Source organism: Rhizobium sp. LARHSG275, from assembly GCF_052871115.1.
Genome location: NZ_JBIXJN010000005.1, coordinates 240,718 through 253,127, shown reverse-complemented (window position 1 = coordinate 253,127; position 12,410 = coordinate 240,718). Strand labels below are relative to the sequence as shown.

Sequence of the window (12,410 nt, the reverse complement as noted above, 5' to 3'; positions counted from 1 at the left end):
CCGAAACAAGGATGTCAAGACATGCATATTCGAAGGGCCGTCTCTGCTGACGCGGAGGAGCTGAGCAGTCTTTTAAACGAGATCATCCTTGCCGGCGGAACAACCGCACTCGAGACGCCGCTTTCGGCTGCCGAGTTTGCGGACTGGTTCATCGATGGCGAGTTTCCTCTGACCTGCCATGTTGCAGAGCACGATCAGTCGCTCGTCGGTTTTCAGTCCCTGAGCTTATACGGCGATCCGCCGAAAGGCTTCGCCGACATCGCGACTTTTGCCCGTATGCACCCAAGGACCGCAGGCGTCGGCAGCGCTCTCTTCCCCGCAACCCGAGCGGCAGCGGAAGAATTCGGGCTCGAATTCATCAATGCGACCATTCGCGCAGACAACGTCAGCGGTCTGAGGTATTACGCGAAGATGGGCTTCGAGACCTATGACCGGCTAATCCAGGTTCCGCTTCAGAACGGGGCGCCCGTCGATAGGATCAAGAAGCGTTTCACAGTGGGCGGTGGGCACCACAAGATGCCGGGCACCTAAACGTGTTTGTGGGAGTGCCTGGTATCCGAAGACCGGACCGCGCCAGCTTTGTGACCCTAACCTCATGATATAGCAACGTGGTTTTCCGTAATGGAAGAGATATGACTTTTAACTTCCGTCACAGGTTCCATTCCGCTGAATCAAGCGTTCGGGATGCCAAGAGCGATTTGGAAGCCGCCGGGACGTGAAAAAGAGATTGATTATAGCCGAGTCCGGAGATTTAGCCGTGCCGACTGCGTTGTTCACAGCCGACGAACGCGGTGATCCGCCGCGCTTACGCCCATCAGATGGTGGCAACCACCGTAACCACGAGCCCGTGGATCGAAGCTGCCTTCGCCACCGTCCCGCGCGAAAAATTCATCGGTGCGCCGCGATGGGGAATTGCGACGTGGGCCATGGATATCGCCCCTCCCCTCCTCCGACTTGGTTCTGACCTATCAGGAAGCCCGACAAGGGTGTCAACAATGGCAGCCTCTCACTGCACGCCCGACTCTGGCAGAGCTGGACATAGAAGTCGGCGATCGCATCGCCCATATCGGTGCCGGCACCGGCTATTACAGCGCTATTCTTTCGGAGCTTGTCCCGCTTCCGGTCATGTCTATGTCGTCGAGATGGATCCCAATCTCGCTGCCCACGCTCAAACAGCGCTTGCCGATCGGGCCAATGTCAGCGTCATTAACGCCGACGGCAGCCAATGGCCGCTGGAAGAGATGAATGCGATCGATGTGAATTTCGCCGTCGCGCGGCCCGCGGAACCCTGGATCGAAAGGCTTCGGCCTGGAGGGCGTCTCGTGCTGCCACTCCGCCGAAAGGCGGCCGTCACCTACCCCATGGTGCTGCACTTCGTATTGAGCGCGGCGAGGGTGGATTTGCAGCACGCTGGATCGGCACAGCTTATTTCGTCTGCGCCAATGGTGGATTAACAATCGAAGATAACGAGATCGAGGCGCTCACCGCCGCCTTCAGCCGCGGCGGCATCGAGTTCGTCAAAGAGCTGCTCTGGAAGACGGAGCCGCGGATAGGACGCTGATGGCATATCGGCGACCAATGGGCGCTTTGCTATGATGGCGCCTAAATATCCGCGCCGACTTCGCGAAAGTCGGCCGCCTCACCTCAGCCGAGCAATATAGCGCGCCGCGGCACCGAAGAGCTTGACGTCCTCGACACCATCCTCCTTTCGACCGCTAGCTCGCCTTCCGACCGACGATGGCGTCGCCACGCTCAAACATCCGGAGCAAGGCGTGGGCGAGAACACGCCCCTGGGTGCCGACCTCGGATGCAGCTATCTCAAAGCTCATTGCAGGCTCCCAGCCGGCGACCCGTCGGGCTTATCGAAATCTGTGAGCAGCAGGAGCCGGACAGTCCGCGCCGTCTGGCGACCTCTGGCCGGTCCGAACTTACCGGCGCGATCCCACTACGGCTCTCGACGCCCCTCTGGGAGGACGGCACTCAGACTGGCGATGAAGGCCAGTAGGCGACGGCCCTCGATCGGCGGCGTCTCGGCGGCGTGCCCCCACCCCGGACGATCACGGCTCCTCTGCTGGCTGCAGCACGGCAGCAGCGACACAGATTGCCGACGCACGCAATTGATCGCCGCCGCTCGGCGTTCCAAATCGCCGCCGAAACCGGTTCGGGGACCGGAGCGACAAGAATGGAGGACAAGGAGACGCTCGCTGACCGGCGAGGACGGTGGGTCGCGGAGGCGGCAAAAGCCCGGCGCGGGAGAATGCGCCGGGCTTCGATAGTGACCGACAGCCTGGGAGGAGGAGTGCTGTCCGTCGGGCCGAAGCGGCTCGGAGGGGTTTAGCGCTTCGGTCGGTCACGAGGTAGTGCCGCAATGCGGCAAATTCAAGCCTAGCGGCCGCACTGATATCGCAGACGAGCCTCAAGGCAAATGCAGCCTTCTCTGGCACGCTATCGGCCCGGGCGCGGGTTGTCCGCGGACAACTTGCCGAGCGGGGATCTTGGCGGAGGGATTCTCTCCGACGTCCTGGCGCTTGATGAGCGCACCAGGATCGCACCGCGGCTGTGCCAACAGCATGACGCGAGGAGATCATCTCAATGATCGACGGCGATCCGTCTTGGTCGCACAGTGCCCCATCCTTCGCCCAATAGATGTTCTGGCTTCACTCATTTCCACCCGATTGACGGCGGAATTGATCGAGGCATCGAAGAAGGCGATCGCCAACCTGACAGATCGCGCGCCGATTACAAATGACGGCGACAACACCCACTATCCAGCCACATTTGCGAATGCTGCGGCCGGCGCTCAGCCATCCACTCCATCATCCATCAACCTTCGGCCTGCAGTCGGCCAGTCGACATAGCTTGAACCGGACCAATTGATCGACCCCCTTGAACCAACAGACTGATCGGTTCGCTGCCGTTGCGTGCCGCCCTCTCTACCCAACTGGGGCGGCCGGTGGGGCCTCGAAGGACTGGCTCGCCGCCTTCTTCCCGATTAGCTCAGTTGGGGCACCCGCTCTGCCCAAACGCCGCGTTGCCGTTAGCCAGCCTGCCTTTGTCAAACGATGGGAGTCTCGATTGCTGCCCCATGCGACGCAAGAGCCGCAAGGATGATGGCGCTGCGGCGGCCCACAACCTTTGCCATTCGATGAATGAAGCCGCAGCGCGCACAGTGCCGCGATTTGTCGATTGGACGGCGCTCTTCTCGTCGCCAAACATGGTGCATGCCTCGGCATTGCGGACAGAGATCTTGAAGCCGCACATGTGACGCCTTTGAGGCTTATGAACCGGCTTTTTGCACGACGTCAGGCAGAGCTGTTGATCCCGCCGCAATATCCTTGCGAACCAGTTGCTGCGGAACCCGCTTCAGGAGCAAACGATCTTGCGGAACATGCGGTTGTCCGCGGACAACGGCGTGATCAGCCAACGTTCTGCCTTGGTCATGGCGTCGGCTCCTCAGTAGTCGGCCAGCAGTCCGACCGCCTCGCTGTCATCCGTTTCATCGTATGGCCGAGCGGTAGGGGAGGGCATCCTTTCATTCCGCAAGATCGGGAGCTCACGGCCGAGCCCGTCGGGCGCATCAGCCCATTGCAACAGGCAGTCGCTGACGTAGACCACGTCCGTGAGCGCACTGCCGCAGCGGCGACTATCGTCGACATGCCTGCGACAGTGAGCCGAGCATATGTGGGGACGGCAGTCATGGGTCCACCTTGTCCTGAGATAGCCGACCTCAGAGCCCAGACCGTCCCATCATGCTCGATGCGCGGCGCCCGTCTCCGATACAGCTACTGATAGCGTGCAGCCCCGCTGCCAGCCACTGTAGGAGAGCTGCGTTCATCCCCGACCGACATGCCGGAAGATGTTCCTGCACCTATAAACGGTACGCCGGGGAGCAGCACCTTCAGCGCAGGTCGACAGGGGCGGGTGCCGCAAAGTAGCGCCACGCTGCAAACTAGCCTGCGGCCGAAGCGGCGTGCACCGCACCTCCGCCACCTCGCGCTCGGCTCAGCCCACGCGCGGCCACTTGATCGATTTCAGCTCGTACCGCCGAGACACTATCGAGCAATCACCGAGGCCATCGAGATCGCGTCTTCAGGCGGGCATTCTCCCGGTGTCGCCGACGCTTGCCAGGGGACACACGGAGGGAAACAATCGGCTCGCAGCCAGAGCCGTAAGCGGCTATTGCACGTCGGTGTCAACGGCGTTATTCTTATAGGCACCGAGACAGAGGCCATTGCTGCAGATGCCGGACGCTGGCGCGCGGATCGGGTGACAGCAAGGGATTCCGATCCAAGCGCCGCTTCCTCTTTTTGGCTGCGCACCGATCTGCCCGTAGCGGCACCAAAGCACCACCATGGAGTAAGGGAACTAACGCCCGCGCTTGCTTCCGCAAAGCGGGCAATTTGCAGTAATATCAATGGATTATGATTTCTGAAACTACTCCATTGGCCTTGCTTTAGGAGATACTGAGCGCGGTGGCGACGCGGCTTAATCGGTTCGATCCTCACACGATTCGTCAAACGGACGATCTCAGTCCCGCATCAAGTGCCCGCAGCCAAGCAATGGCTTGCATCCTTTAGCGGCACGCCGCGTTATCTCCGCACTAGATCGGAGACCATCCATATGCCTGATGTGCTTCAACGTAAGAGGTTCTCTACCGCGGCTGCAATGATGGCCGCAGCGGTCGGCGCACTTGTCTACATGCAGGCAATCGAGCGCAGGTCGGCCGCCCCGTCTGCGGAACCTGGCCACGCAGTTGACGATCATGGCCGCAGCGCCAGCACGCCCGAGGCTATCCCTTTCAGCGGCCTTTGCGACGTATTCTGGCGCGTTTTCCATGAAATTCTAGATGACAGGGTCACTCTCATCGCGGCAGGCGTGACCTTCTATCTCTTGCTGGCGATATTTCCTGCCCTCGCGGCCCTGGTCTCTCTTTACGGGCTGGTTGCCGATCCCGCTACCATATCAGAACACCTTCGCGAACTGGCCGTCCTCATGCCACCTGGCGCGTTCGACCTTCTTGCAGATCAGATCAAGGCGCTCGTCGAACGGCGCGACAGCACACTCGGGATCGCCTTTTTCGTAGGCCTCGCGATCGCGCTATGGAGCACGCATAATGGAACGCTGGCGATATTCGACGCCATGAACGTGGCCTATGAGGAAAAGGAGAAACGAAGCCTCGTGCGACTGAATCTGACGGGTCTCTGCTTCACCCTATGTTCAATGGCTTTTGCGGTCGTCATGGTGGCCCTCGTTGGCGTAATGCCAGTCGTGCTCTCCTATCTTTGGCTCGATCAATTCAAGGAGCACCTGGCTCTTCTTCTTAGGTGGCCGCTGCTCCTGCTCGTGGTTGCGGTGGCCGTCACACTGGTCTACCGCTTTGGCCCAAGCCGGGAGCCTGCAAAAGCCCAGTGGATGACGTGGGGCGCGGCTTTGACTACTGTTGGCTGGGCCCTCATGTCGCTCGGCTTTTCCTTCTATCTGAATCATTTCGCCAATTACAACGCGACATACGGCACCCTTGGAGCGCTGATCGGCTTCCTCATGTGGATTTGGTTGTCCGTTGTCATTCTCATCATTGGGGCAGAGCTGAACGGCGAACTCGAACATCAGACCGCCAGGGACACGACGACGGGGACACCGCTGCCAATGGGAGCGCGAGGCGCCTATGTCGCGGACACTTTGGGCGAGACCAGGAACTGACCGCGAAGATTGCTCCTCTCCTACAGTTTTGATGTATTCTGACATTTCGCCAGTCCGACACAGGAGACGATGATGACCGCCCCGCATCCTTCCAAAACTCATATCGGCAATCATGCCCTGCATCCCGAGACGCAGATGCTGAACTACGGCTACGATCCGGAACTCTCTGAAGGGGCAGTCAAGCCGCCGGTGTTTCTCACCTCCACCTTCGTGTTCAAGACGGCCGAGGATGGCCGCGACTTCTTCGATTATGTGTCGGGCCGTCGCGAGCCGCCCGAGGGGAAAGGGGCCGGCCTCGTCTATTCGCGCTTCAACCATCCGAACAGCGAGATCGTCGAAGACAGGCTCGCCGTGTACGAACGGACGGAAAGCGGCGTGCTGTTTTCATCCGGCATGGCGGCGATCGCCACCACTCTGCTCGCCTTCGTCCGGCCGGGCGATGCGATCCTGCATTCGCAACCGCTCTACGGCGGAACGGAAACATTGCTGGCGAAGACCTTCCTGAATCTCGGCGCCGCCGCCATTGGATTTGCCGATGGCGTCAGCGAAGGATCGGTGCAAAAGGCCGCGGAAGAGGCGATGGCCAAGGGCCGCGTCTCCGTCATCCTGATCGAGACGCCTGCCAATCCGACCAACAGTCTGGTCGATGTCTCGATGATCCGGCACGTGGCCGACATGATCGGTGCAAGACAGGGCCATATGCCGATCATCGTCTGCGACAACACCCTGCTCGGACCGGTCTTCCAGCGGCCGATCGAGCACGGCGCCGATATATCGCTCTATTCGCTGACGAAATATGTCGGCGGTCATTCCGACCTGATCGCCGGCGCCGTCCTTGGTCGCAAGGCGGTGATCAAGCAGATCAAGGCCCTGCGCGGCGCGATCGGCACCCAGCTTGATCCGCATTCCTGCTGGATGCTCGGCCGTTCACTGGAAACGCTGCAGCTGCGCATGGAACGGGCAAACAGCAACGCCCGCGCCGTCGCAGATTTTCTGCGTGATCACCCGAAGGTCGAGAAGGTTCACTACCTGTCCTACCACGATCCGGACTCGCCGGCCGGGCGGACCTTCATCGCCCAATGCACCGGCGCCGGTTCGACCTTCTCTTTCGACATCCGCGGTGGTCAGCCAGCCTCGTTCAAATTCCTGAACGCGCTGCAGATCTTCAAGCTCGCGGTCAGTCTCGGCGGCACGGAATCGCTTGCGAGCCATCCGGCCACCATGACGCATTCCGGCGTGCCCGCCGACGTCCGCCAGCGCATCGGCGTTTTGGAATCGACGATCCGCCTTTCGATCGGCATCGAGCATCCGGACGACCTGATTGCAGACCTGGAACTGGCGCTGCAGGCGGCCTGACGCCAATCGCAGCGATGTCATTGATATCGATGCCCGACGACGCCGGGCATCGATGCGTTGATGACCTCATTTGTCGTCGGTCGTCAGTTCTTTCTCGTCCGTATTCAGCACGAAGACCGCAAGCAGGCGCGCCGGCTTGGTCTTGCTGGCGTTTTCGCTGACGCTGTGGTGATCGCCAGGAAACTCGGAGAAGCTTTCGCCGGCTTTGTAGGTCTTTACCGGCCCGTCATTCACCTGGCTGCGGATCGCTCCTTCGAGAACGGTGGCATAGATGAAGGCCGAATCCGGATGGGTATGGCCGGGTGACGTGCCGCCCGGTCCGTATTCCACCAGCACGGCGCGCATGCTTTTGCCGGGGACATTGGGAAGCTTCTGGTCGTAGACGACGCTGAGCTTGGCTTTGCCACCCGATGCGGCGTAAGCCTGCGCGCCGGCGGCAATAGCGACGGCGAATGCGGTCGTCGAGATAACCTTTCTGAGCATATCTGATCTCCTGCGTTAAAGGGAATGGTCGCGAGGCCCCCTATTGTTAGGCGCTCTTTTTCTGAGGCGGCTGCCGGCTCAGCCAATCGTCGAAGCGGATCTGGCCGAGCCGCGCCTTGGCTCCGGTCACGAGCGAATTGTCCTCGAGCTCGACGCCGAAATAGCGGGCGTGCGGATCGGCGACCACCTGGCGCGGATCGTTCGTCGCCTTGAAGAGACGCGTCACGATTTCGGTGAGGCGGACTTTCTCCGGCCCGCCGATCTCGATCGTGCCGTTCACAGGCGTGCCGAGCGCCACCTCGGCCATCACGTCGGCGACGTCGTCCGAGGCAATCGGCTGCACATAGGCCGGCGACAGATGCACGGTCTGGCCGACGGCACCCGACTGGGCGATGCCAGCCATGAATTCGTGGAACTGGGTGGAGTGCACGATGGTATAGGGTATTCCGGACGTCTTGATCAGCTCTTCCTGGGCCATCTTGGCGCGCATGTAGCCGCTGCCCTGCAGGCGCTCCATGCCGACGATCGACAGCGCGACGTGATGCTTCACGCCGGCGGCAGCCCCTGCCTTGAGCAGATTGCGGCCCGACGTCTGGAAGAATTCCAGGACGGCCTTATCCTCGAACGAAGGCGAGTTTGCGAGATCGAGCACTACTTGCGCGCCAGCGAGCGCTTCCGCCACGCCCTTGCCGGTGATTGTGTCGACGCCCGAATTCGGCGAAGCCGCCAACACCTCGTGCCCCTTGTTGCGCAATCTTTCAACGGTCTTTGAGCCGATGAGGCCAGTGCCGCCGATAACGACGATTTTCATGGGTAGTCTCCTTGTTCTCTAGGAGGAGTTTCCTCTGTTGACTTGCCTTTGTTGACTTGAAAGCGAGCAGGCAACTGCCCGGCATGCCCCCGCCTCCTCGGTGAGTGAAGCGACTTCATCGGGACCGTCGCCGGTACGGCCGGTTGGGACCGATAGGCAGGAGAATGCGCCGGATCGCGGTGCCAAACTATTCTCCCTCGGTCGCTGTCACCCTATGCGAACGCAGTAGGGCAGCTGGCTCTGCGGTCGAGGCAGCCAGGCGAAATGGCGGAAGATCACGTCGACAGGCATCGGCCTGGTCTACCATCGGGGCAGATGGCCGACCCGGAAAGCAAGGCGTATTCACTGGCCTGCAAGCCGAGGCTTGCGTCATCAATCCTCTCACGATGGAGATAAGAATGATCAAGCGCCTGAACTTCATGGCCCATAAGAACAGCGGCATCGACGGTCTCGTGGCCGTTGAAGGCTGGATTGGCAAAAGCTTCGATCCGAAGCTGCTCGAACTCGTCAAAGTGCGCGTTTCCCAGATGAATGGATGTGCTCACTGCCTGCACATGCACCGCCAGGACGCGCTGAAGCTCGGCGAAACGGATGACAGGCTGCTGCTTCTGAACGCGTGGCGGGAGTCGCAGCTCTTCACCACTCGGGAGCGGGCCGCACTCGCCTGGGCCGAAGCTCTCACTGAGATTGCGAAAAGCCATGCGCCGGACGATGTCTATGAAGAAGCGCACGCCAACTTCTCGGATGACGAGCTGGTGGCGCTCTCGATCGGCATCGCAATGATCAACGCCTGGAACAGGCTGGCGATTGGCTTTCGGCTTCAGCATCCCGCCGATCACAAACGCGCCGCCGCCTGACGGTCTGCGCCTTCGGCGGTCAGGAAAGCTGAGTAGCCTCGAACATGGCGGTCAGCCCTATGCCTCCGCCGATGCCGATCATGGCCAAGGCAGTCGCACCGGGCGCCCAGGCATCCCCGGTGTTGCGGATCAGTTGGCTGTACAGCCTGGTAACGAGGATTGCGCCGGAGGCCCCGAACGGATGGCCTAAGGCAATGGCTCCGCCGTTCCTGTTGATCGTGTCGGCAGGAATATCGAGCTGATCTACCGATGCCAGAACCTGGGCGGCGAAGGCCTCGTTGAATTCGATGGCATCGATGGCTACGAGCGAAAGCCCGGGCTGACGCTGCAGCAGCTTCCTGGTCGAGGCGACCGGGCCGATGCCGAGCAGGTTGGGATCCACGCCGGCAGCGGCGCTGTCGATGAAGGCAAGGCCCTTTTCGATGCCGAGGCTTTTCGCCATGCCGCGGCTCATAACGAGAACCAGGCAGGCGCCGTCGTTCAGCGGGCAGGCATTGCCGGCTGTCACCGAACCATCGGCCAGGAAGACCGGCCGGAGGTTTGCGAGCGCCTCGAGAGATGTGGACGGGCGCGGGCACTCGTCCCGTTCGATCGGCCCGTGGCCGGTGGAAATGTCGACGATCTCGGGGCGAAAGATGCCTGCCTCCGCCGCCGCTACGGCGAGCCGGTGGCTGCGCAGGGCGAATTCATCCTGTCTCTGCCGCGATATGCCGAACTGACGGGCGACGTTTTCGGCAGCAATCCCCATCTCCGGGTCGCCGATCGTGTCAGGCGAAAATCGGGCACGCCCGTAAAAGCGGGGCAGCGCCCCATTCGCCTTTGGTCTTTCGACGCGCCATGGCGCGGTGCTGACACTCTCGACGCCGCCGGCGAGAAAACATGCGCCGGCTTTCGCCTGGATCAAGCGGGCCGCCATGATGATCGCTTCCAGGCCCGAGCCGCATTGCCGATCGATGGTCACTCCCGGAATCGCCATGGGCAGACCTGCGGTGAGCGCTGCCAGCCGCGCGATGTTTCCGCCGCCGCCAGCGGCATTGCCCACCAGCACATCGTCGATATTTTCGGGCGCAACTCCCGTTTCGGACACGATCCGGCGGATGATCGGCGCAAGCAGGTCTTCTGCCGTAACCGTCGACAGCGATCCGAAAGCTCGGCCGATCGGTGACCGGTAGGCGGCAACGACAACTGGCTGCCAATCCTCGTCAGGCTGATAGGCGTAGGACAAGATCGTCTCCAGAAACCACGGCCCGCTCCACTTGCCCCCTCGAGATCTTGCCGCTGCTTGTCATCGGCCAGGACCTTATATGGTAAAATCGCTTGGGGATCTTGTACCTGGCGAGCATCCGCGCGCAATGATCGGCCAGGATTTTCGGATCCGCCATCTCTCCCGAGATGACGGCGACGATCCGCTGGCCGAAATAGGCGTCCGGCAGCCCGAAGACAACGGCATCTTCTACCCCAGGGCAGGCTTTCAGCGCGCTCTCGACTTCGGCGGGATAAATGTTGTTGCCGCCTGATATCATCATGCCACCCGCCCTGCCGATCACCCGCAACATGCCATCGGCATCAAGTTCGCCGAGATCTCCGACCGTCGCTCCCGCTTCTGTGACCCGGAAGGCCTGACCGTCATCGCCCCAGAGATATCCATCCGCGATCAGGTCGCTGTCAACGAATATGGTTCCCGGCACATTGGTCCCAACGTCGTTCTCATCGGGGTCGCGAATGGAAATTTTGACGCCGGGATAAGCTTGTCCGACCCGGTCGATCGGAAAATCGATCTCGCCGCCCGCAAGGGTCGAGACGGTCATGAAACCAATTTCGGATGCGCCGTAATATTCCCGGATGCGGGCCTTCGGAAAAAGGCGACGCATGGATTCGACCCCGTTCCTGTCAAGCTTTGCACCGGCGGTCAGAACGTCACGCAAGGAGGTCAGAGCGGGTTCACCCGCCCACGCCCTTGCAATGGCCGCTATATGTGTGGGGACTGCGACCAGCCGTTCGACGTGCCAGGAGGAGAGCGTGCGTGCGACCGCGACGGGATCCCATTTCCGGACGGTATGGAAGGTTGCCCCAGCATCAACAGCTTCGACCAGTGCATAAAGCGCCAGGCCATGAGCCAAGGCTCCCGGACACATTGTCGAGGGCGCATCTTCGAGCTCGAAAACGACGCGTCCGCGATCGAGGCTCCGGCGCCATTGCTCGCGCGAGCGATAATAGGCTTTCGGCTCGGCGGTGGTTCCCGAGGTAAAGCCGATCAGAAAGATCTTGTCGGCATCGACCGGCAAGTCGGCTTCCTTTCTCGTCGCAGCGAGGTCGAAGGCCTCCGCTCCGGCGGTGACGACGGGAATGCCGAATCTCCGGGCAATTTCAGCACTTGGCCCGGCATCGTCGTCGACGATCAGAACGTCAGGCGCCAGGCGCTCGATGATCCGTTCGATCCTTTCCACCGGCATCGTCGGGTCGATCACCGCACAGGCATTCGGGAAAGCGGTGGCCGCCGTAAAATACTCAGCAAAGCCGATATGATTGCCAAGGCTGAGAGCGGCAAGCTTCTCCACACCGGGCAGATCGAGCATGCGGCGGTTCGAGCGGGGCAGATCTCGGAGAAACCGATAGATTGCCTTGGCGCGCAAATAGAGCTCGCCATAGCTGAGCGATTGCCCGTCGATCACCAGCGCCGGTTTATCCGGTGTCTCCCTTGCATGTCGAAGAAGCTGCGCATGGATCGGCATGGACACCCGTTGGTTTGATCGATCGGCAATCAGCCGGGAGACAGAGCGGCTCTGGTCGCTTCCGGAATCGGCATCGGGCGGCTGTCGGAGAGGCCGACGCAGACCCAGACGAAATGCGCCGATGCGCAATGGGCGCCATCGCGCTGGCGAAAGAGTTCTATGGCAAAGGACAGGCTCGTGCGCCCGATTTTTTCTACGTCCACCTTCACTTCCACGACATCGTCGAGGTCGATCGGACTGTGAAAGATGATCTCCGCCTTCTTCACGTGATAGGCAACGCCGGAGGAGGTGTGACGGAAATGGCTGAGAATTTGGCCTTGCCGCAGGAACTCGACGACCGCATCTTCGCAATAATCGAGATAACGGGAATTGTGGACGTGACCATAGATGTCGATGTCTCGCATCGAGACCCGGAACGATGCTAGAGGCCTATCGTCAACGCTCATTCGATCACCAATTTGACGGAGTGAT

General features: G+C 61.0%; 9 protein-coding genes and 1 pseudogene. 5 read left to right on the top strand and 5 right to left on the bottom strand.

Annotated elements, in window-relative coordinates; genetic code table 11:
• The first annotated feature begins 21 nt into the window (after nucleotides 1-21).
• From ACIPSK_RS08335 to ACIPSK_RS08320, 4 genes and pseudogenes are all read left to right on the top strand, one after another.
• Entirely contained in the window at nucleotides 22-531 is a 510-nt protein-coding gene (locus ACIPSK_RS08335; protein WP_446532863.1) for an N-acetyltransferase family protein, read from the top strand.
• A gap of 226 nt (nucleotides 532-757) precedes the next feature.
• A pseudogene (locus tag ACIPSK_RS08330) lies at nucleotides 758-1,561 on the top strand (protein-L-isoaspartate O-methyltransferase family protein).
• Nucleotides 1,562-4,620: 3,059 nt separating this feature from the next.
• Complete coding sequence (locus ACIPSK_RS08325; RefSeq protein WP_446532862.1) at nucleotides 4,621-5,700, top strand: YihY/virulence factor BrkB family protein; 1,080 nt, start codon at nucleotides 4,621-4,623, stop codon at nucleotides 5,698-5,700.
• Between the two features lie 72 nt (nucleotides 5,701-5,772).
• Entirely contained in the window at nucleotides 5,773-7,056 is a 1,284-nt protein-coding gene (locus ACIPSK_RS08320) for a cystathionine gamma-synthase family protein (protein WP_446532861.1), read from the top strand.
• Between the two features lie 66 nt (nucleotides 7,057-7,122).
• Here the strand turns inward: ACIPSK_RS08320 and ACIPSK_RS08315 are convergent, their stop codons facing one another.
• Both ACIPSK_RS08315 and ACIPSK_RS08310 read right to left on the bottom strand, forming a co-directional pair.
• Nucleotides 7,123-7,539: a cupin domain-containing protein gene (locus ACIPSK_RS08315; RefSeq protein WP_446532860.1), complete on the bottom strand. Its 417-nt coding sequence runs from the start codon at nucleotides 7,537-7,539 to the stop codon at nucleotides 7,123-7,125.
• Nucleotides 7,540-7,585: 46 nt separating this feature from the next.
• Nucleotides 7,586-8,350, bottom strand: coding sequence for an SDR family oxidoreductase (locus ACIPSK_RS08310; protein WP_446532859.1), 765 nt, complete (start codon nucleotides 8,348-8,350; stop codon nucleotides 7,586-7,588).
• A 398-nt stretch (nucleotides 8,351-8,748) separates the two neighbouring features.
• Between ACIPSK_RS08310 and ACIPSK_RS08305 the strand changes: the two genes are divergently transcribed.
• Nucleotides 8,749-9,207, top strand: a complete 459-nt coding sequence (locus ACIPSK_RS08305; RefSeq protein ID WP_170255643.1) for a carboxymuconolactone decarboxylase family protein — start codon at nucleotides 8,749-8,751, stop codon at nucleotides 9,205-9,207.
• Between the two features lie 19 nt (nucleotides 9,208-9,226).
• Here the strand turns inward: ACIPSK_RS08305 and ACIPSK_RS08300 are convergent, their stop codons facing one another.
• Genes ACIPSK_RS08300 through ACIPSK_RS08290 form a run of 3 tightly spaced genes read right to left on the bottom strand, consistent with a single transcriptional unit; the run spans nucleotide 9,227 to nucleotide 12,385 of the window.
• Nucleotides 9,227-10,432: a thiolase family protein gene (locus ACIPSK_RS08300; RefSeq protein ID WP_446532858.1), complete on the bottom strand. Its 1,206-nt coding sequence runs from the start codon at nucleotides 10,430-10,432 to the stop codon at nucleotides 9,227-9,229.
• Nucleotides 10,410-11,939, bottom strand: coding sequence for a class I adenylate-forming enzyme family protein (locus ACIPSK_RS08295; protein ID WP_446532857.1), 1,530 nt, complete (start codon nucleotides 11,937-11,939; stop codon nucleotides 10,410-10,412). Before ACIPSK_RS08295 ends, ACIPSK_RS08300 begins: the two co-directional genes overlap by 23 nt.
• Nucleotides 11,940-11,968: 29 nt before the next feature.
• Nucleotides 11,969-12,385 carry an acyl-CoA thioesterase gene (locus ACIPSK_RS08290; RefSeq protein WP_446532856.1) on the bottom strand — a complete coding sequence of 139 codons (417 nt, stop codon included), beginning with the start codon at nucleotides 12,383-12,385 and terminating at the stop codon, nucleotides 11,969-11,971.
• Nucleotides 12,386-12,410 lie beyond the last annotated feature (25 nt).